The sequence below is a fragment of the Cobetia sp. PDI-12MA genome, assembly GCF_059507695.1.
This window is the reverse complement of record NZ_CM183351.1, coordinates 1342199-1363311: the sequence shown is the minus strand read 5'-3', so window position 1 is coordinate 1363311 and position 21113 is coordinate 1342199. Positions and strand designations below refer to the sequence as shown.

At 64.4% G+C, this 21113-nt stretch carries 18 protein-coding genes; 7 read left to right on the top strand and 11 right to left on the bottom strand.

The window, feature by feature from the left end; translation table 11 throughout:
• Positions 1-220: 220 nt before the first annotated feature.
• The 4 genes from glcD to AC5WNI_RS05825 all read left to right on the top strand — a co-directional run bounded on the left by glcD (position 221) and on the right by AC5WNI_RS05825 (position 4858).
• Positions 221-1720, top strand: coding sequence for a glycolate oxidase subunit GlcD (gene glcD, locus AC5WNI_RS05840; RefSeq protein ID WP_368448612.1), 1500 nt, complete (start codon positions 221-223; stop codon positions 1718-1720).
• Positions 1721-1788: 68 nt separating this feature from the next.
• The gene (gene glcE, locus AC5WNI_RS05835; protein ID WP_439329796.1) at positions 1789-2991 is read left to right on the top strand and encodes a glycolate oxidase subunit GlcE; all 1203 of its coding nucleotides are present in this window, start codon (positions 1789-1791) and stop codon (positions 2989-2991) included.
• A gap of 28 nt (positions 2992-3019) precedes the next feature.
• The gene (gene glcF / locus AC5WNI_RS05830; protein WP_368448610.1) at positions 3020-4372 is read left to right on the top strand and encodes a glycolate oxidase subunit GlcF; all 1353 of its coding nucleotides are present in this window, start codon (positions 3020-3022) and stop codon (positions 4370-4372) included.
• A gap of 78 nt (positions 4373-4450) precedes the next feature.
• Positions 4451-4858 (top strand): GlcG/HbpS family heme-binding protein, encoded by a 408-nt coding sequence (locus AC5WNI_RS05825; protein ID WP_368448609.1) that lies wholly within the window; start codon positions 4451-4453, stop codon positions 4856-4858.
• 147 nt (positions 4859-5005) lie between these two features.
• On the opposite strand, the gene AC5WNI_RS05820 is transcribed toward AC5WNI_RS05825, so the two are convergent.
• Positions 5006-5911, bottom strand: coding sequence for a LysR family transcriptional regulator (locus tag AC5WNI_RS05820; protein ID WP_175089810.1), 906 nt, complete (start codon positions 5909-5911; stop codon positions 5006-5008).
• Positions 5912-6103: 192 nt separating this feature from the next.
• Between AC5WNI_RS05820 and mgrA the strand changes: the two genes are divergently transcribed.
• On the top strand, positions 6104-7132 hold the full coding sequence (gene mgrA / locus AC5WNI_RS05815; protein WP_175089809.1) for an L-glyceraldehyde 3-phosphate reductase: 1029 nt from the start codon (positions 6104-6106) through the stop codon (positions 7130-7132).
• 112 nt (positions 7133-7244) lie between these two features.
• Here the strand turns inward: mgrA and xylB are convergent, their stop codons facing one another.
• From xylB to AC5WNI_RS05765, 10 genes are all read right to left on the bottom strand, one after another.
• Positions 7245-8762: a xylulokinase gene (gene xylB, locus AC5WNI_RS05810; RefSeq protein WP_368448607.1), complete on the bottom strand. Its 1518-nt coding sequence runs from the start codon at positions 8760-8762 to the stop codon at positions 7245-7247.
• A gap of 24 nt (positions 8763-8786) precedes the next feature.
• Positions 8787-9488, bottom strand: coding sequence for a nucleoside/nucleotide kinase family protein (locus AC5WNI_RS05805; RefSeq protein ID WP_348994691.1), 702 nt, complete (start codon positions 9486-9488; stop codon positions 8787-8789).
• A gap of 59 nt (positions 9489-9547) precedes the next feature.
• Positions 9548-10390: an L-iditol 2-dehydrogenase gene (locus AC5WNI_RS05800; RefSeq protein ID WP_368448605.1), complete on the bottom strand. Its 843-nt coding sequence runs from the start codon at positions 10388-10390 to the stop codon at positions 9548-9550.
• A 21-nt stretch (positions 10391-10411) separates the two neighbouring features.
• Entirely contained in the window at positions 10412-11122 is a 711-nt protein-coding gene (locus AC5WNI_RS05795; RefSeq protein ID WP_368448604.1) for an HAD family hydrolase, read from the bottom strand.
• Positions 11123-11163: 41 nt separating this feature from the next.
• Entirely contained in the window at positions 11164-12411 is a 1248-nt protein-coding gene (locus AC5WNI_RS05790) for an ABC transporter ATP-binding protein (protein ID WP_175089806.1), read from the bottom strand.
• Positions 12412-12621: 210 nt separating this feature from the next.
• Positions 12622-13506, bottom strand: a complete 885-nt coding sequence (locus AC5WNI_RS05785; RefSeq protein WP_176676670.1) for a carbohydrate ABC transporter permease — start codon at positions 13504-13506, stop codon at positions 12622-12624.
• A 31-nt stretch (positions 13507-13537) separates the two neighbouring features.
• Positions 13538-14425 carry a carbohydrate ABC transporter permease gene (locus tag AC5WNI_RS05780; RefSeq protein WP_043334545.1) on the bottom strand — a complete coding sequence of 296 codons (888 nt, stop codon included), beginning with the start codon at positions 14423-14425 and terminating at the stop codon, positions 13538-13540.
• A 256-nt stretch (positions 14426-14681) separates the two neighbouring features.
• Positions 14682-16025 (bottom strand): ABC transporter substrate-binding protein, encoded by a 1344-nt coding sequence (locus tag AC5WNI_RS05775; protein ID WP_279837136.1) that lies wholly within the window; start codon positions 16023-16025, stop codon positions 14682-14684.
• 842 nt (positions 16026-16867) lie between these two features.
• Positions 16868-17824 (bottom strand): sugar-binding transcriptional regulator, encoded by a 957-nt coding sequence (locus AC5WNI_RS05770; protein ID WP_043334551.1) that lies wholly within the window; start codon positions 17822-17824, stop codon positions 16868-16870.
• Positions 17825-18005: 181 nt separating this feature from the next.
• A complete protein-coding gene (locus AC5WNI_RS05765) occupies positions 18006-18599 on the bottom strand; it encodes a Yip1 family protein (protein ID WP_175089801.1) in 594 nt (197 codons plus the stop codon).
• Between the two features lie 322 nt (positions 18600-18921).
• Between AC5WNI_RS05765 and dctP the strand changes: the two genes are divergently transcribed.
• Complete coding sequence (gene dctP, locus AC5WNI_RS05760) at positions 18922-19935, top strand: TRAP transporter substrate-binding protein DctP (RefSeq protein WP_368448600.1); 1014 nt, start codon at positions 18922-18924, stop codon at positions 19933-19935.
• 169 nt (positions 19936-20104) lie between these two features.
• The gene (locus AC5WNI_RS05755) at positions 20105-21103 is read left to right on the top strand and encodes a TRAP transporter substrate-binding protein (RefSeq protein WP_054556778.1); all 999 of its coding nucleotides are present in this window, start codon (positions 20105-20107) and stop codon (positions 21101-21103) included.
• The last annotated feature ends 10 nt before the right edge of the window (positions 21104-21113 follow it).

Sequence of the window (21113 nt, the reverse complement as noted above, 5' to 3'; positions counted from 1 at the left end):
CTTGCGCAAACACTAGACGAATGTCTGGTCAGACCACTGATATGAAGCATGGACAAGGCCGGGGAGGCAGGCCAGATTGTGTGCAGATCGGGTGCGGCAGGTCAGGCAAGACGGGCCCCTCTCGCCGGTCGAATCGACAGGCGACTCGCTCGCCCCCGCATCAGCCGACAGTAATGACAGACAGCAGCCGCGCAGACCCCAACCTCCCGGGAGGCAGTGCATGAATATCCTCTATGACCCGACGCTGGATGGACCGCTGGTCCAGCACGACAAGGGCCAGGTGCTGGCGCATCTCACCACTCTGCTGCCGGACCTGACGCTGCTGCACCGCGAGGAGGACCTGCACCCCTTCGAATGTGATGGCCTGTCCGCCTATCGCGTCATGCCGATGCTGGTCGCCCTGCCGGAGCGGGTCGAGCAGGTCGCCGCCCTGCTGCGTAAATGTCATGCGCTGGGCGTGCCGGTGGTGACACGTGGCGCCGGCACCGGGCTGTCCGGCGGCGCCTTGCCGCTGGCGCAGGGCGTGCTGCTGGTGATGTCGCGCATGGCGCGGATTCTCGAGATCAACCCCGACGCCCGCACCGCACGCCTGCAGCCCGGGGTGCGCAATCTCGCCATTTCCGAGGCCGCCGCGCCCTTCGGACTCTACTACGCGCCGGACCCCTCCTCGCAGATCGCCTGCTCCATCGGCGGCAACGTGGCCGAGAATGCCGGTGGCGTGCACTGCCTCAAGTACGGCCTCACCGTTCACAACCTGCTCAAGCTCGAGATGCTGACCATCGAAGGCGAGGCGATGACGATCGGCGCCGACAGCCTCGACTCGCCCGGCCTGGACATGCTGGCGCTGATGACCGGCTCCGAAGGCATGCTGGGGGTGGTCACGGAAGTCACGGTGCGCCTGCTGCCCAGGCCCGAGACCGCCAAGGTGCTGATGGCGAGCTTCGCCGATATCGACAAGGCCGGCCGCGCGGTGGGCGACATCATCGCCTGCGGCATCATCCCCGGCGGGCTCGAGATGATGGACAACCTGGCGATCCGCGCCGCCGAGGACTTCATCCACGCAGGCTATCCGGTCGAGGCCGCCGCCATTCTGCTCTGCGAACTGGATGGCGCCGAGGCCGATGTCGTCGATGACTGCGCACGGGTCCGTGAGGTGCTGGAGCGCGCCGGCGCCACCGAGATCCGCCAGGCACAGGATGAGGCCGAGCGCGCGCGCTTCTGGGCCGGACGCAAGAATGCCTTCCCCGCCGTGGGCCGCATGTCGCCGGACTACTACTGCATGGATGGCACCATTCCGCGTCGCGAGCTGCCCGCCGTCCTGAACGGCATCGCGGAGCTCTCGCGCCAATCGGGGCTCGCGGTGGCCAATGTCTTCCATGCCGGTGACGGCAACATGCACCCGCTGATCCTGTTCGATGCCAACCAGCCCGGCGAGCTGGAGCTGGCCGAGGAGGTCGGCGGCAAGATTCTCGAACTTTGCGTGGCAGCGGGCGGCAGCATCACCGGCGAACATGGCGTGGGCCGCGAGAAGATCAATCAGATGTGCGCCCAGTTCAATCACGAGGAGATCAGCGTCTTCCATGCCGTGAAGGCCACCTTCGACCCCGCAGGCCTGCTCAACCCCGGCAAGAACATCCCGACGCTGGCGCGCTGCGCCGAATTCGGTGCCATGCATGTGCATGACAACCAGTTGCCGCACCCCGAACTGCCACGCTTCTAGACAGCTGCGGCGGGACCTTTCGCTACCTGACGTTCGCCACTTCATCGCCACTTTAATAGAGGCATGCCATGCCAGAGTCAGATGATTCGCTACAGGATCAGGTGCCGAGCCACGCCGAGTGCATGACACCTGCCACCAGCCAGCCCCCGCAGCAGCAGGATGCCAGCGAGGCACTTTGCGCGCAGGTCCGCGCCGCCCATGAGGCGAGGCGCCCGCTGCGCATCGCAGGCAGTGGCAGCAAGACCTTCCTCGGCCGTGAAGTGGCCGCCGAGGAGGTACTCGACATGCGCGCGCATCATGGCATCACCCACTACGACCCGGTGGAGCTGATGGTCTCGGTGCGCGCCGGCACACCGCTTGCGACGCTCGAGGCCGTGCTCGCCGAGCAGGGTCAGCACCTGAGCTGCGAGCCGCCCCACTTCGGCCCTGCGGCGACCGTCGGCGGCACCCTAGCTTCGGGACTCAGCGGCCCGCGCCGCCCCTGGAGCGGTAGCCTGCGCGACCTGGTGCTGGGCACCCGCATCATCAGCGCCGACGGCAAGTCGCTGCGCTTCGGCGGTGAAGTGATGAAGAACGTGGCGGGTTACGACCTGTCGCGCCTGATGTGCGGTGCCCAGGGCACGCTGGGCGTGATCAGTGAAGTCTCGCTCAAGGTGATGCCGCGCCCGGTGGCAAGCGAATCGCTGTGTCTGGAGCTCAGCCTCGCCGAGGCGTTGACTCGCCTGAATGCGTGGGGGCGCACGCCGCTGCCGATCACCGCGACCAGCTGGCATGACGGCCGCCTCACCCTGCGCCTGGAAGGAGGCGAGCGTTCGGTCCAGGCCGGGTGCGAGCAGCTGGGTGGCGAAGCCCTGACGACGGATCAGGCAACGGCGTACTGGACTGAGCTGCGTGAGCACCGCCTGCCCTTCTTCAGCGCGCGCGCACCGCATCAGGCACTGTGGCGACTGTCGCTGCCGCTGGCGCTGGATCACCTCGAGTGGCAAGCCGCCGTCAGTGAACTGCTGGGCCCTCTGGGGGATGCCGATTTGCTGTGTGACTGGGCGGGTGCCCAGCGCTGGCTTGCAAGCGATGCCCCCGCCCAGCGCATCCGCGCGCTGGCCAGTCGGCTGGGCGGCCATGCCATCTGCTATACCCCGGGTACCGTCGCCGCCGAGGACAGTCCGCTGATGCCGCTGGCCGCCCCCAATGCCCGCTACCACCTTCAGCTCAAGCAGCAGCTGGACCCCCACGGCATCCTCAATCCCGGTCGCCTGTATGCCGAGATGTGACTCACGCCACGACAGGAGACGCACCTGAATGCAGACCCACTTCAGTGACGCCGCACTTGCCAGACCGCATATCCAGCGAGCCGACAAGGTGCTGCGCAGCTGCGTGCATTGCGGCTTCTGCAATGCCACCTGCCCCACCTACCAACTGCTGGGCGATGAGCGCGACGGCCCACGCGGGCGCATCTATCTGATCAAGCAGCTGCTGGAAAGCGATCCCGAAAGTCCCGACGAGGCAGTTCGCGAGCAGGCCAGCGAGATCACTCGCGAGACCCAGCGGCATCTGGATCGCTGCCTGAGCTGTCGCAGCTGCGAGACCACCTGCCCATCGGGCGTGCAGTATCACACCCTGCTCGATATCGGGCGTCAGGAGCTTGAGCGTCGCGTCGGCCGCCCGTGGCGAGAGCGCCTGCTGCGCAGTGGCCTGCGCCATGCGCTGGTCGAACCCGCGCGCTTCAAGGCCTTGCTGGCACTTGGTGTGCGCTTCCGTCCCCTCGCACCTGGCGCGCTGGCCGACAAGATCCCGCTGGCCCGCGAGCGCGACCGTCAAGCTGAGCCCCCGACCGCCCCCGTCGCCGCAACGCCTTCTGATCAGGCGCTTTCACGCCAAGAGCTTTCTCGGCAAGTGCTTTCGCGTCAAGTGCTGATGCTGGAGGGCTGTGTGCAACCGGGCCTGGCCCCCAACATCAATGCCGCCACCGCCCGCGTGCTGGCGCGCTTCGGCATCGGTGTCACCCCCATTCAGGAGGCCGGCTGCTGCGGTGCCATCGACTATCACCTCAACGCCCAGCAGGCCGGTCGCGCGCGCATGCGTGCCAACATCGATGCCTGGTGGCCGGCCATCGAGGCCGGCGCGGAAGCGATCGTGCAGACCGCCAGTGGCTGCGGGGCCTTCGTCAAGGAATATGGCGAGATGCTGGCCGACGACCCGGACTATGCTGAGCGCGCCGCACGCGTAAGCGCCCTGGCCCACGATATCGTCGAAGTGCTCGGCGAGGAGATCGCTCGCGATGATCGACAGAATCTCGCGGCCGCGCCCGACCAACAGCCGCTGGCCTTCCATTGCCCCTGCACCCTGCAACATGCCCAGGGACTGGGCGGCGAGGTGGAGAAGATCCTGTCGCAACTGGGCTTCACGCTGACCCCTGTCATGGAGGGCCATCTGTGCTGCGGTTCCGCCGGCACCTACTCGATCACGCAACCGGAGTTGTCACGCCAGCTGCGAGACCGCAAGCTTGAGGCGCTGGAGGCCAACGGGCCGGCGCGCATCGCCACCGCGAACATCGGCTGTCAGACGCATCTCTCGAGCGCCGGACGCACGCCGATAAGTCACTGGATCGAGCTGGTGGATGATGCCCTGCCCGAGACGCTCCCGCAGGAATGAAGCGTCACTATCTGTTTCACTATCTGTTTCACCATCTCTTTCACTGTCCTTTTCCCTCACCACTGCCAAGGAAGCCCGATGATCACTCGCCACGTACTGACCCTCGCTGACGTCAATCAGATGCTGGACGCAGCCCAGAAGGAAGCCGAGGCCAATGGCTGGGCCGTGTCCATCGCCGTTGCCGACGACGGCGGCCACCCGCTGGGTCTGCGTCGCCTCGACGACACCCCGGCGATGACCGGCTACTTCGCCCAGGAGAAGGCCAAGAGTGCTGCTCTGGGGCGCCGCGAGACCCAGCTGTTCGAGGACTCCATCAACGGCGGGCGCACCGCCTTCCTGTCAGCGCCGCAGCTTGAAGGCATGCTGGGCGGCGGCGTGCCGGTGATGGTCGAAGGCCAGATCGCCGGCAGCATCGGCGTGTCCGGCGTCAAGCCGGAGCAGGATGCCCAGATCGCCAAGGCCGGGGTCGCCGCGCTGGACCTCTGAGGCGCCGCCAGCCTGGATAAAGAGACCTCACCGGTTTGGATAAAATGCCCTCACCGGTCTAAATAAAAGGCGAATAAAAAGACCGCCGCGCCCCTCGGGGCACGGCGGTCTTTTTGCATATGCCTCTTTTGCATCCGTGTCTTTCGATCACGCACTACGAGGTGGCATGGCGGCTTCCACCGCCGCCATGAAGGCACGCAGTTTGCCCGACTGCGGCAGGCGCTGGGGATAGAGCATGTAGATGCTGTTGGGTTCGCCCTCCTCATGCGCCAGCAGACGCACCAGACGGCCTTCGGCCAGTTCACGATCAACCAGATAATGGGCGACCCGGATGATGCCGGCATGACCCAGCGCCTGCTGCTTGAGCAGGCGATGATCATTGATGGCCAATCCCCCCGCGAGACTGACCTCACCACTGGCCAGCGGCCAGCCGGACTGCCCCGACCAGACATGGCAGCGATGATCGCCAAGCGCCGCGGCCGTGCGCGGCGTGCCATGCGCGGCAAGATACTCGGGCGAGGCGCAGCAGCAATGGACGTAATCGAGCAGGCGACGCGCGATCATGTTGTCCGGTGGTGTGCGCGTGGCACGAAATGCCACATCAAATGGCTCACGGGTCAGGTCATGGCTCTCGTAACTGACGTCCAGACGCAGCTCGACCGCCGGATGACGGGCCTGAAAGGCATTGCAGACCTCGACCAGATAACGCTCGGCGAACAGCACCGGTGCCGTGATACGCAACACGCCGCTGTAGCCCTGACGCTCCGACTCGCTCGTCTGCTCCAAGTCATGTTCAAGCTCCCGCTCCAGTGCCAGCAGCTCGCCGTGTACCGACTGCATGCGCTTTCGAATGCGCTCGCCCTCCTCGGTGAGACGGACCGCCCGCGTGGTGCGGATCAGCAAGGGCGCCCCGATGTCCTGCTCCAGTCGCCGCACCTGCTCGGAAAGATGAGCACGCGACACGCCCAGCGCCTTTGCCGCCCGGGTGAAGCTGAGGGTTTCCGCCACCTGAGCGAACAACATCAGTCGCTCCACCTGCTTGTGATGTCGCATCCTGCCTGCTCCTCATGCCAGCCATCCGGAATTTGAGCGATCGAGCCTGCCACATAATTGTACGCTCTGGCGAACAATCTATTCGTTCGCATGTGCTTATCAGACCTGCAGACGCGACCTAGACTGAAGGCGTCATTCGATGTCACTTCACCTCTGCGACATCGACGCCTCCACTCGCGAAAGGACTCCGCCATGCGCTATACCCCGGCTGAAGATCGCTATGAACGCATGCACTACCAGCGCTGCGGCAAGAGCGGCCTCAAGCTGCCCCGCCTGTCACTGGGGCTCTGGCACAACTTCGGCAACAACGCCCACGAAGGCAATGCGCGCGCCATCTGCCAGACCGCCTTCGATCTGGGCATCACCCACTTCGATCTGGCCAACAACTACGGGCCGCCGCCGGGCAGCGCCGAGGAAATGTTCGGACGCATGCTCAAGCGCGACTTCGCCGGCTATCGCGATGAGATGGTGATCTCCACCAAGGCGGGCTATCACATGTGGCCTGGCCCCTACGGCGAATGGGGCAGCCGCAAGTACCTGCTCTCGAGCCTGGACCAGAGCCTCAAGCGCATGGATCTCGATTACGTCGACATCTTCTATTCGCACCGCTTCGATCCGGACACGCCGCTGGAAGAGACGATGGGGGCGCTTGACAGCGCCGTGCGTTCCGGCAAGGCACTCTATGCGGGCATTTCCTCCTACAATGCCCAGCGCACCCGCGAAGCCGCCGCCATCCTGCGCGAGCTGGGCACGCCGTGCATCATCCATCAGCCCAGCTATTCGATGATCAATCGCTGGATCGAGGAAGACGGCCTGCTCGACACCCTCGATGACGAAGGCATCGGCTCCATCGTGTTCTCACCGCTGGCCCAGGGCGTGCTGACCAACAAGTATCTGGGCGGCGTGCCACAGGATAGCCGCCTGGCGCGCGGTGGAGCGATCAAGGAAGATCACCTCACCGAGGACAATCTGGAGCGGGTGCGCGCCCTCAACGCCATCGCCGAGCGTCGTGGCCAATCACTGGCCCAGATGGCCCTCGCCTGGGCGCTGCGCGGCAACCGTGTCACCACCGCACTGATCGGCGCCAGCCGCCCGGAACAGGTCAGCGATTGCGTCAAGGCGCTGGATCATCTCGACTTCACCCAGGCCGAGCTCGACGAGATCGACCGCTACGCCGTCGATGGCGGCGTCAATCTATGGGCGCGTTCGTCCAATGCCTGAGCTAGCGCCTGAGCCACGACTGAAGCAGTGAAGGACCTGAAACACATCGCCCCCACCGAGTGAGTCTCGACGGGGGCGATGTGCTTTGGCGTGACGTGCTCATGATATGAGTTCAGCCGCCGGCGGGAATGCCGTGCTCGCTGGCCAGCAGCGTACGATAGTCGGCGTAGCCCTTGCGGTAGGCGGCCACGCCTTCGGCCTGGGGCTGGGCGAGAGTCGCATGATCCAGCGCGACCAGCCGCTCACACAGTTGCTCAAGCGTCTCGCTGGGGCGACCCTTCCCTGCATCGCCTGACTGGCCCAGACACCAGCCCGCCTGAATGGCGGCGCCTAATGCTGCGGCCTCGGTCACCTGCGGGCAGACCACCTCGAGGCCGAGAATGTCGGCCAGCATCTGACGCCACAGCGGGCTTTTGGCGCCACCGCCCACCAGACGGATCTGGCGCGCTTCATTGGCCAGCGGCCCCATGCACTCCAGTGCGTAACGCAGGCCGTAGCTTGCGCCTTCCATGGTCGCGCGACAAAGGTTGGCCGGGGTGGCATTGCGACTGTCCAGACCATGGAAACTGGCCTGGGCACGCGGCAGCATCGGCACGCGTTCGCCATTGAAGAACGGCAGCACCTGCACACCCTCGGCTCCGCGCGGGGCGCTTGCCACCTGAGCGGAGAAGGTGGCGATGTCGAAACCGAAAATCTCGCGCACTCGGGTGGTGGCCGACGTCACATTCATGGTGCACACCAATGGCAGCCAGCCACCATCGCTGGCGCTGAAGCTGGCCACCTGAGGATCACAGCCCACCGGATAGTCCGCCGACCAGGCGCATACCGTGCCGGAGGTGCCCATGCTGAGCGTCACCCGCCCCGGAGCGATATTGCCGGTGCCGATGGCGCTCATCATGTTGTCACCGCCGCCGCTGGAGACGATGACGTCGTCACGCAGCCCGAAGCGCGCGGCGACCTCGGAGCGAATGCGCCCGGCCGGCTCGTGGGACTCGATCAATCGGGGCAGCACGCGCCGGGCGTCAAGCTCCGGGGCGATCTGCGCGAAGACATCCTGATGCCAGCAGCGCCGACGGGTATCGAAATAGCCGGTGCCCGAGGCATCGCCGTATTCGGCGACGCGCTCACCGGTCAGCCAGAAGTTGAGATAGTCATGCGGCAGCAGGATGCTGGCGATGCGCTGGTAGCGCTCGGGATGCTGCTCACGCAGCCAGGCGAGCTTGGAGGCGGTGTAGCCGGTCTGCAGCACCAGGCCGAGCGTCTCCAGGCAGCCCGCCTCACCTCCCAGCGCCTCGACCAGCGCGGCATTGTGCTCGCTGGTCTCGGTGTCACACCACAGCTTGGCCGGATGGAGCGGCACGCCGGCCTCATCCAGCACCACCATGCCATGCTGCTGGCCGGACACCCCGATCGCCGCGATGCGCTGCGGGTCCAGCCGCGAGATGGCCAGTGCATCATCGAAGGCGCCCTCAAGCGCCGCCACCCAGTCCTGCGGGTCCTGCTCGCGGCGCCCGTTGGCGCCTTCCTGCAGCGCATGACTGCGCTGGCCCTGGGCCACGATGCTCCCGCAGGCCGGATCGACGATCACCACCTTGGTACTCTGGGTCCCGCAATCAACACCTACCCACATGCGGCTCTCCCTGCCATCCATCATTCAGCTGCCCTCCCCATCGGGGCCGATGGGGGTATTCGCGAGACGCCAACGCCAGTCGGCGTTGAGCGAGTCCTGCTTGATCAGGTGCGCGTTGAGCATGTCCTTGTGATGGGTACGCTCATGGGCACCACGGGCATCCTGGCCCATCTCGCGCCAGCGGTGCAGCAGGCGCGGCACCAGCACCTCATCCTCGATATCCAGGAAGATGCTGATGTCGAACAGGCCGAGCAACGTATCCCAGGGCGCGTGGCGCAGCAGCAGATAGTTGCCCTCGACCAGCACGATGCGGTGGTGATTCTCGACCACGCGGCCACCGGCACGTGCCAGGTCCAGCGGGCGATCGAAGACCGGCACGGCGACCGGGCCATCATTGGCGCGCACCCTGACGAGATCATGATAGAGCCCGCGCGCATCGAAGGTTTCCGGTGCGCCCTTGACGTAGAGCAGGCCCTGGGGCGCCAGCACGGCGTTGTCGTAGTGGTAGCCATCCATCGGCACCACCACGGCGATGCCGGGTTCCAGCGCATTGAGGGTCTCGCACAGGGATTCCGACAGGGTCGACTTGCCCGCCGCAGGCGGACCGGCGAGGGCCACGATGGTACGTGTGCGCTGACTGGAGGCGTGTTCCGCCAGCACACGGCTGGCCATGTCGTCCAACGAGGGCGACATGTGGGCCAGGCGGGAATCGGATAAAGATGTCACGTGACTACCTCATTCATGGATGCGCACCCTTGCAGCAGGACGGAAGGCGTCTCTCATCCTTAGCTCATCCAGTTGCTACCGTCGACATTGAGTGTCTGGGCGACGACGAAATCGCTGTCTTCACAGGCCAGAAATACCGCGGCACCGGCGTGGTCGTCCGGCAGCCCCATGCGCCCATAGGGCACCGCCTCACCGACCAGGCGCTTCTTCTCGCCCAGTGGACGCTGTTCATGGTGGGCGAACAGCGCATCGACCTGATCCCACATCGGCGTATCCACCACGCCCGGCGCGATGCCATTGACATTGATGCCATGGCGGATGAGATCAAGCCCGCAGGACTGGGTGAGGCTGATCACGGCGGCCTTGGAGGCACAATAGGCGCTGACCAGCGCCTCGCCGCGTCGTCCGGCCTGCGAGGCCATGTTGATGATCTTGCCGCCCTGACCACGCTCGACCATCGTCCTGGCCACCGCCTGCAGAGTGAAGAACAGGCCTTCGACATTGACCGCCAGCTGGTGGCGCAGCATGCCCTCGCTGACCTCCAGCACCGGCGCCATGGCGAAGACGGCGGCATTGTTGACCAGGATATCGATCGGCCCCAGCTGTGCCTGCACGCATTCCAGCATGCTCTGGCGTGAGACGCTCGACGTCACGTCCAGCGTCACTGCCAGCACTCGTGCCTGCGGCCCGGCCTGCTCGCGCAGCTGCTGGGCGGCACGCTCCGCCGCCTCACCGTTGATGTCCGCCAGTGCCACATAAGCGCCTTCGGCGACATAGCGGGTGGCGATGGCCAGGCCGATACCGCCCGCACCGCCGGTGACCACCGCCACCTTGCCGGCGAGCCGGGCGCTGCGTGGCGAGGTCAGCGGTTCACCGCTGGCCGACTCAGATAGCGTCTGCATGGTGTCACCCCCTGACGGTGCTCATGTGGCGCTCAGGTCGCTGGCCTGACCGATACGCAGCTGACTGATCAAAGCGCTGACCTCATCCATGCTCGCACGGCTCTGCCAGGCACCCGCCTCCTGCTGACGCTGGGCGTGGCCCGGCGGAATATGCCCGGCGCCGGTGAAGCCGATCACACGCAGACCGGCCGCGACCGCCGCGCTGACGCCGGCGAGGCTATCCTCGACCACCACGCATTCCTCGACATCACGTCCCAGCTGACGCAGCGCCAGCTGATAGACATCCGGTGCGGGCTTGGGTCGCGCGACCTGCTCGGCCGTGAAGAGCGGCACCGAGCCCAGCCAGTGATCCAGGCCGGTGGCGGCCAGCGAGGCGCGCACGCGGCGCTCGGCACTGTTGGAAACGATCGCCACGGCCACGCCATTCGCCAACAGCCTTCCAAGCAGTTCCGCCATGCCGGTGATGGGCGCAAGTTCCTTCGCCAGACGTGATTCGATGGCGTGATCGATGCGCTCCATTGCCTGCGGTGGCAGGGTGTGAGTACTCATGGCCTCCAGATGGCTCAGGATGGCCTCGGTGGTCATGCCCAGCGCCGCACGCAGCTCGGCCTCGGTGTCGAGGTCCGGCAGCCATTCCCCCAGCTGGCGCGACAGCTCCTCCTCAGCCAGCACTTCGCTGTCCACCAGCACGCCGTCACAATCGAAGATCACCTGCTGCAAGGGGGTACTCATCTCATCATCCTCTCTGGCTTCCAGGTTCGCGGCTGCCCGGTTCATGCGCGGGCTTCCTGTGCGGCGCTGGCACTGGACAGGGAATTGTCCTGACGCGTCAGGCTGGTCAGCGGGTGACGGTTGAGATTCTGCAGCGCCAGCCCTTCACGGGTGAAGAGGTGTGCGCGCTCGACATCGAAGCCGTAGCGGATGCTGTCACCCACCCGGCTGTTGACGTCGCCATCCGCCATCAGGATCCAGCCGCTGTCGGACTGCTCGTCGGACTTGAGGCCGCCGATCGGCACATCGCCGGAGCCATCCGGAGTCGCCAGATAGAGTGACGTCACCCCGCCCAGACGCTCGATGACCTGAACCTGACCCGTGAACGGGCCTTGCTCATCGAGCATCAGATGCTCGGGGCGCACGCCCAGCGTCAGGGTGTCGCCGACGTTGACCGAGGCGCCATCTTCAGTCTGGCTCGCCACCGGAATCAGGCGCTCGCTGCCGTCGGGCAGGCGCACCGTGACGCCCTCGCCGGCCACGCCAGTGACGGTGATGTCGAGGAAGTTCATCTTCGGCGAGCCGATGAATCCGGCCACGAAGCGGTTGCGCGGGTGATGGTAGAGCTCCATCGGCGAGCCGACCTGCTCGACCACGCCGCCCTGCAGCACGACGATCTTGTCGGCCATGGTCATGGCTTCGACCTGGTCGTGGGTCACGTAGATCATGGTCGCCTTGAGCTCGGCATGCAGGCGCGCCAGCTCGATGCGCATCTGTACACGCAGCGCGGCGTCCAGGTTGGAGAGCGGCTCATCGAACAGGAAGATGCTCGGGTTGCGCACGATGGCACGACCGATGGCGACACGCTGACGCTGCCCCCCGGAGAGTGCCTTGGGCTTGCGGTCCAGCAGTGGTCCGAGCTGCAGCACCTCGGCGGCAGCATTGACCTTCTCGGCGCGCTCTTCCTTGGAGACACCGGCGAGCTTGAGGCTGAAGCCCATGTTCTCGCCCACCGTCATGTGCGGATAGAGCGCGTAGCTCTGGAACACCATCGCCAGGCCGCGCTCGGCCGGGCCGATATCGTTCATGCGCTTGCCATCGATCAGGATGTCACCGGAGGTCGCGTTCTCGAGACCGGCGATCATGCGCATCAGCGTGGACTTGCCGCAACCGGACGGGCCGACGAAGACCACGAATTCCTGGTCCTTCACTTCCAGATCGACTCCCTTGATGACCTGGGTGGTGGAGGCGCTGGCGCCGCTGCCGGAGGTGAATTCCTTGACGATGTTCTTGAGCGTGAGTGTGGACATGGGAAGTTTCCTTATCCGCACCTGCCCGAGGGCAGGTGATAGCAAATTTGGGTGGCATGGCAAGGGTGCAACATGCGTATGGCTCTCGGCCGCCTGCGCTGATCTGCTGTCAGCAATGTTCATCAACCAATAATGTTCATCAACCAATGTTGCGCAGGCGGCGTACCTCTCCGTGAGTGACGCGTCTTGCGTGTCTCTGACTGGCGCGGGTTACTTGACGGCGCCGAAGGTCAGGCCGCGTACCATCTGCTTCTGGGTCATCCAGCCGAAGATCAGGATCGGCGCGATGGCAAGCGTGGAAGCCGCGGACAGCTTGGCCCAGAACAGTCCTTCCGGACTGGAGAAGGACGCGATGTAAGCGGTCAGCGGTGCGGCGTTGGAGGTGGTCAGGTTCAGGCTCCAGAACGCCTCGTTCCAACTCAGGATCACGCACAGCAGACCGGTGGAAGCGATGCCCGGCAGGGTCAGCGGCAGCAGCAGGTGGAAGATCTCCTGCAGGGTGCTGGCGCCATCCATGCGCCCGGCTTCGAGGATGTCCTTGGGGATGTCCTTGAAGAAGGTGTAGAGCATCCAGACCACGATCGGCAGGTTCATCAGCATGTAGATGATGATCAGGCCGGTGCGGCTATCCAGCAGCCCCAGATCGCGGAAGATCAGGTAGACCGGCAGCAGCACGCCCACGGACGGCAGCATCTTGGTCGACAGCATCCACAGCAGTGTCCCTTGGGTACGCTTGGTGGGCAGAAACGCCATCGAGTAGGCGGACGGAATCGCGATCAGCAGCGCCAGCAGCGTTGCCCCGAGCGAGATCACCACACTGTTCATGGCGTACTTGAAGTAGTCCGCGCGTGCCTGGATCTCGATATAGCCCTCGACGCTGGGCGTGAAGAACAGGCTCGGCGGCGTGGCGATCGCCTCGGCCTCGGTCTTGAAGCTGGTGAGGATCATCCAGAAGATCGGGAAGAACATCACCAGCGCGATGGTCCAGGCCACCAGGGTCAGGACAAGCTTCTTGTTGATCACGCTGCGGCGCGCGCGACTGGCGCTGACGGCAGCGCTGGCGGCGGCCACGGAATTGGAAGTTGAAGTCGACATCATTGAGTCTCCCTGTGCTGAGCGCTTGTCATCAGTTCTCGAGATTCTTGGCGACGGTACGCACCAGGAAGAAGGCCACGATATTGGCCAGGATGATGGCGATCACGCCACCGGCGGAGGCACCACCCACATCGAAGTCCAGCAGAGCGCGGATGTAGATCAGGTACGCCAGGTTGGTCGAGGCAAGACCCGGGCCACCTGAGGTGGTGACGAAGATCTCGGCGAAGATGGTCAGCAGGAAGATCATCTCGATCATCACCACCACGCTGATGGCGCGCTTGAGGTGCGGCAGGGTGATGTAGAAGAAGATCGCTACCGGCCCTGCCCCGTCCATGCGCGCCGCCTCGACCTGGTCATCATCGAGTGACTGGATGGCGGTCAGCAGGATCAACACCGCGAACGGCAGCCACTGCCAGGTGACGATGATCACGATGGAGGTCAGCGGCAGGCTGGCGAACCAGTCGATGGCCGGCAGACCGAACAGCCCGGCGACCCAGGCCAGAATGCCGTTGACCGGGTGCATCATCATGTTCTTCCACACCAGGGCACTCACGGTGGGCATGATGAAGAACGGCGCGATCACGAACAGGCGCGCGACGCCGCGGCCGAAGAATTCCTGCTGGAGCAATACCGCCAGCAGCGTGCCGCCGACCACGGTGGCGACCAGCACCCAGCCCACCAGCAGCAGGGTATTGCCCATGGCGGTCCACAGGGACGGATCGGTCAGCAGGTAGTAATAGTTGTCGACGCCGGCGAAACCGGACACCGACGGCATCATCAGGTTGTAACGCTGGAAGGAGAACCACAGGGTCATGACCAGTGGTACCAGCATCCACATCAACAACAGGCTTACGGCTGGGGCTTGCAGCGACAGGGTTCGCAATCCCCCGACGGTGCGTCCGGATGCTCTCGTGCGCATGGTGAGTCCTTCGATACGGTGAGGAAGTCAGGCAATGCGGTGGGCTTCAGGCCGAGGCTGTCCGTGCCACGCCGCGAGGGCGTTGCAGGAGTCTCGAGAGGAAGGGGTACCGCGGGCGCCGGACGGGGCTCCCGCCGTGCTTCGAGTCAATCTCTGTTGAGGCTCAAGGCAAGGCGGGAGGCCGTTGCAACATCATTCAGATCAAACCCGTCCATGTCAGATCAGATCCGTCGGGATCAGATCCGCCGGGCTCAGATCAATAACCTGACTGACGCATGGTGCGCTCGGTGGAACGCTGGGCGGAGGACAGTGCCTGCTCGACCGACATCTGGCCGGCCAGCGCCGCGGCGATCATCTGACCCACCTGGGTGCCGATGGACTGGAATTCCGGAATGGTCACCATCTGCACGCCGACATAGGGCACCGGCTCAAGGGTCGGATCGGTCGGGTCGGCACTGGTGATGGCATCCATCACGAAGCCGGCGAAGGGTGCGGCGTCCTTGTAGGACTGGTTCTCGTAGGTGGAGACACGTGTGCCCGGCGGAATGCTGGCCCAGCCTTCACGCTCGCCGACCAGGTTCACGTATTCCTGGGAAGTGGCCCAGGTGATGAAGGTCTGGGCGGCATCCTTGGACTTGGAGGATTCCGGAATCGCCAGCGCCCAGGACCACAGCCAATGCGAGCCCTTCTCCGTCTTGGCGATCGGTGCCGGCGCGAAGCCCAGCTTGTCGGCCACGGAAGATTCCTTCGGGTTGTAGAGCTTGCCGGCCGCCGAGGTAGCGTCGACCCACATGCCGCACTTGCCGCTGGAGAACAGCGCCAGATTCTCGTTGAAGCCGTTGGAGGTCGCGCCCGGCGGGCCGTACTTGCCCATCATGTCGACGTAGAAGTTGATGGCCTCGCTCCAGGCCGGGGAATCCAGCTGCGGCTCCCACTCCTCATTGAACCAGCGACCGCCGAAGCTGTTGACCATGGTGCCCAGCACCGCCATGTTCTCGCCCCAGCCCGGCTTGCCGCGCAGGCAGATGCCGTAGACGCCTTCATCCGCGGAGTTGAGCTTGGCAGCCCAGTCATTGACCTGGCTCCAGGTCGGCTGCTCGGGCATCTCGATACCGGCCTGCTCGAAGAGGTCCTTGCGGTAGTAGAGCATGGAGCTTTCGCCATAGAACGGCAGCGCGTAGAGGCCTTTCTTCTCGCCTTCGGTCACGCTCAGACCATCACGCACCGGCTTGATCAGGTCATCGACCTGATAGTCTTCCGGCAGGTTGTCGAGCTTGGTCAGCCAGCCATGCTTGGCCCAGATGGGCACTTCATAGGTGCCGATGGTCATGACATCGAACTGGCCTCCCTGGGTCGCCACATCGGTGGTCAGACGCTGACGCAGCACGTTCTCTTCCAGTACCACCCAGTCGAGGGTGATGTCCGGATGCGCCTTCTCGAATTCGCTGGTCAGGCTCTGCATGACCACCATGTCGGCGTTGTTGACGGTCGCGACGGTGATGGTCTCGGCGCTGACCTGGGCGCTGAGCGGCGCCAGGGCAGCGACACTGGCGAGCGAGAGCAGATGGCGGCGGGGCTTGGTGATGTGAGGTAGGCGCATGAGGGCACTCCAGCGGGGCGTTATTGGCATTGTTCTTTTCGAGGGCAACGGCGCCTTGGGCACCGTTGCCTTCCCATCAACCGGCTTGGTGAACGGATGTCCTGGCGAGACATCGCGACGCAAACACGTTCGATCAAAACGTCATTCAGTGAACAAATGATCGAATCAGACCTGTGAAAAAGCAAACCCTGAAGCGCTATACCTTGGGCTATACAACCTTGGGATCTGATCCTTTGGGTGTAGGCCACAAGGCGGCATGGCCACTGAGCTTGCGTGCAATTCAGCATAGACAGATATTAGCGTTAAACGAAACAACGCACGCCACGATTATCACCCCGATTCTTTATCATTGAGGCGAACAAACGCGCTCGATTGTCAGACAAGAGAAGGCAGCGTTCGCCCTGAAAATCGTGCCTCCGACGCAAGGATAGGAGAACGAAGGGGAAATAAAGAGCGAACCAAGGGAGAGAAAAGAGAGAGCAAAGAGAGAGCAAAGGGCAAGAAAAAACGCAGGTATCGCGGGGAAATGGCGAAGAAATGAAGAAGGAATGACGGAGCAATAGCGACGGAAAAATGACGGAAACGCCCAGGCATCCCACGGGCAAAGACAATGCTGAACCCTGACCACGATAACGACACCGCGAACGACACCAGGAGCAAGGCCTGGGGCCATACGCCCCGCCCTGCTCCCGATGACTCGCTCGGCGCCTTGTACGGCGCCTTGTGCGGACTGTATCCACGGGAGCCTGTCATCGGGAACCAGTCGTCAAGCGCAAGCCATCAGCAGAAAACCATCACACTGCGGCCATCACAATGACGCTACTCGAGAGAGAGCCCCCTGCTCACTCCTTGAGGGCCGCACAGACCCGCTGGGCAGCCACCTCGTCGATGATCAACCCTTGCAGCCAACCACCGCGCAACGCACTCAGGATGGCCGGCACCTTGTCGTGGCCGCCCGCCAGCCCGATCAGCGGCTGCGCCTTGAGCGAGGTCAGCGGCACACTGGTGATGCGCTGCGCCAGCGGGCAATCGATCAGCCGGCCATGGGTGTCCAGCGGCCAGCCCATCAACTCGCCCACGGCACCGACTTCCATCAGCTCATCGCGTTCCGCGGCGCTGATGAACTGATCCTGGAACAGCGTCGCCTGGGCATCGAGACGCCCGATGCCGATCATGCCCACATCAGCCTCACAAGCGACCTTGAATACCGCCTTGACCAGATTCTGCCCCTGCAGCGACTCCTTCTCCTCGATGCTGGCCGCCACCACGGGCGCGGGCAGCAGGAAGCGATCAGCGCCGATCTTGTCCGCCAGCAGCATCACGCCGTCATAGCGGTTGGATGAGCCATCCAGCGCCACATTGCCGACCAGTGACACGATGCGATGCTGGGGGCGCTCGCTGCGACTCAGCGCTTCCACCGCCGCGCGCACCGCACGCCCGGTGCTCAGCGAGATGGTCTGCGGCTGCTGGCGACCGAGATAGAACGCCAGGCGCTCGGCACCCGCCACCGCCAGATACTCCGCGATGCTCTCCGGTGACTGGGTGTCAGAGGGCACTACATCGCAGAAGCTCAGCCCGAAGTGCTCCACCAGCGTATCCGACAGCGCCATGCTGCTGGCCACGGGATGATCGATGGAGATCTTGACCAGCCGCTCCTGGCGCGCCAATGACAGCAGGCGCTGCACGCCGGGGCGCGAAACCCCCAGCTGAACCGCGATGTCGTCCTGGGTCCGTCCACCGACATATGACAACCATGCAGCCCGCGCAGCCTGCTCCAGTCGCTGTTCAAACTTGTCCATGCGCTTTCTTCCACACTGTCGATTGAGTCCAACACTTTCCACGCCACCGCCACCGAGCACAAGTGCCACGCGCCAACCCGCGCACGAAACGACAACGCCCCGCCGATGAAGGCGAGGCGTTGCAGAGGCGCTTTTCTCGCGCCGAGGCATCAGCTGACTGAGGCCGGTGTACCGCGGAGGACTACATGAACCAGCGTGCGCCATACCCCCACAGCAGCACGGTGACCGCCAGCAGGCCCTCGAGAACCAGTACCCCGATTCCCAGAGTCGACCCGGTGACGAGGAAGCCTTCCTTGTTGGAGATGTCGAGCAGTGGCGGGATGCCCAGATACAGCAGGTATGCGCTATAACACAGGCCAATGGTCCCCGCGAGGATGCACACCCAGATGACAGGATAGAGCGCAACCAGCCCCGCGAGGAACATCGGCGTGGCGACATAGCCCGCGAAGATGATGCAACGCCGGCGACTGGGGTGCCCCGAGAAACGCTTCGAGAGCATGTGAATGACAGTGCCCATGAAGCCGATCGCTGTCAGTATGGCGATATAGAACGCGATACCGGCGAAGAAGGCATCCAGTGGCTCCAGAAGAATGGCGTGGCCTTCCGTCAGGCTCCAGCCGAACTGCGTGGTCCCGATATAGGCGCAGATGACAGGCACCAGCGCCATGAGCAGCACATGATGTGCGTAGAGGTGGGTGATGGATTCGTGTTCCTTGCGGATGGTCTGCCATTCCCGTTGCGGATGCGCCATCAAGCCCCATACGTGGGTCAGCATGTGGTCTACCTCCCGTTGACAGTCGTCGACAATCCGGCCATGCGGTCCCGGCGCGGAGTCCGTGTCAGGGCAGTTGCACAGCCATGATTTGAGCGTAGACCACATTGCGCCAAGTGGCAGTTCAACGCCCGTTGCCCCTTCCGAATCGTGCCGGTGCAGGCGTGAAACAGGCTAACCAGGGAAGCGTTGACCGGGACAGCGGCAGCACGCCCTGCACTTTTGAGAGATACTTGATTTACCCCCTATGGATGGATGACGACGAATGCCAATCGGACAGCGTAGCGGCATGAAGGCAGTGCTTGTCATGCAGGGAGTGCACGACATGAAGAGAATGTTCGGCATCAAGAGAGCGCTCGGCGTGGGCCTGGCGCTGGGGCTTTCCGCCCTGGGCACGCCCGCCCAGGCGGAGCCTGTCGAGCTGACCATGAGCCGCGAATACGGCCCCCAGACCATGATGGGCCAGCGCGCCCAGCAGTTCGTCGATCAGGTGGCATCTCTCAGCGGGGGCGAGCTCGCGATCACCTTCGGAGAGGGCCCGCTGAGTCGGCTGCGCTCGGTGAATCACCTCGAGGCCATCAACGCCGACATCATCCAACTGGCCGACTCCCACAGCGGCGCGCTGGCCGCCGAGATGCCGCTGTTCGGCCTCAGCTCACTGCCGACCCTGGTCGATGACCCGCATCAGGCGCGCGAACTCTACCGTCTGGCGCGCCCCAGCTATGAAGCGCAGCTGGAAGAGCATGACCAGATTCTGCTCTACGCCCTGCCCTGGCCGCCCAGCGGGCTGTGGTCGCGTAAGCCGATCACCACACGCGATGACCTCAGGGGCGTGCCCGTGCGGGCCTACGACCGCAATACCCAACGCGTGCTGCTCAACCTTGGCGCCATCGCCACCGTGCTCGGCTGGGAGCCGATGCAACAGCAACTGGCCGAAGGCCGTATCGAGGCGGTGATGACCTCGGCCCTGGGCGGCCTGACGGCGGAGCTCAACCGCACGCTGGATCACTACACCGCGCTGCAATACGCCATGCCGCTCAATATCGTTCACATGAGCCGGTCACGTTTCGAGGCGCTCGACGACACCCAGCGCGAGGCCCTTCTCAGCGCCGCGACCGAGATCGAAGACACCAGCTGGAATGCCATCGCCAGCGTCCTGGAACAGACCCATGCCCAGCTGGAAGAGGCCGGCGTGACGGTCAGCAATCCGCTCTCGCCCGAACTCAAGCGCTCACTGGCACGCGCCAGTGTCAGCGTGATCGAGAGCTGGCGCAGCAAGGTTGACCTCGAGCAAAGCGAACTGCTGGATCGCTATCTCGCACAACGCGATACCCTCTGAGTCAGGCGCGCGCCCGTGCCACCGACCTTGGCCATGACGGCCGCCGCCGCCACGGCCACCTTCCCCGGCAACGTTGAAAAAACCGCGTAGACACGATTCAGCTGAGCATAAACGCAGGCATGCTCTACCCTAGCGGGCATAGGTCAAAGACAAAAAGAAAGGACTCCCCATGACGCCTTCTTCACGTATCTCCACCCTGTTGTCCGCTGGCCTGGCAGCGGCAGGCCTGATCGGCGCACTCAGCGCGCACGCTCAGACGACCCTCAGCATGAGCAGCGATTACGAGCCCGACACGATGATGGGCCAACGCGCTGCCGAATTCAGTCAGCAGGTCGCCAGCCAGTCCGAAGGTGACCTGACGCTGACGCTGCGCTCGGACATTCGCTCCGCCAGTCACCTGCAGGCCACCACCGGCGGTGTCATCGACATCGCCGCGACACTCAGTGGTGCGCTCGCCGAGGAAGCCCCCTTCTTCGGCATCTCCTCACTGCCGGCGATCGCCTACGACCTCGATGAAGCTCACCGCCTGTACGTGGTCGCGAAGCCGCGCTACGAGGAACTGCTCGCCGAGTACAACCAGATCCTGCTGTATGCCCTGCCGTGGACGCCCAGCGGCCTGTGGTCGAAAGCGCCCATCGCTGACGGTGATGACCTGAAGGACATGCCGATCCGCACCTACGACCGCAACACGCAGCGTGTGCTGCTCAACCTGGGCGCGGCGCCCCAGGTCATGAGCTGGGGAGAGCTCAAACCCCTGCTGCCCGGTGGCAGCATCCACGGCGCGCTGACCTCCGCGATGGGCGGTGTCAGTGCAGAGCTCTACCGCTACATGCCCCACTTCACCACGCTCAACTACGCGATGCCGCTCAATATCATCCACATGAATCGCGATAGCTTCGACGACCTGACAGAGGCGCAGCAGCAGGCGTTGATCGATGCCGCGCATGCCGCCGAGTCTGCCGGCTGGACGGCCACCCACAGCGTGCTGGACGAGGCCTACGCCACTCTGCAGGAGAACGGCGCGAAGCTGATCACCCCGGCCCCGCCTGAGCTGCAGGATGCCCTCGAGGAGGCCAGTCAGCATGTGGTGGAAAGCTGGAAGCAGAAGGTCACCAGTGAAGATCGCGAACTGCTGAGCAAGTATCTCGAATCTCGCCCTGAGCGCTGAGCCCGAAAGC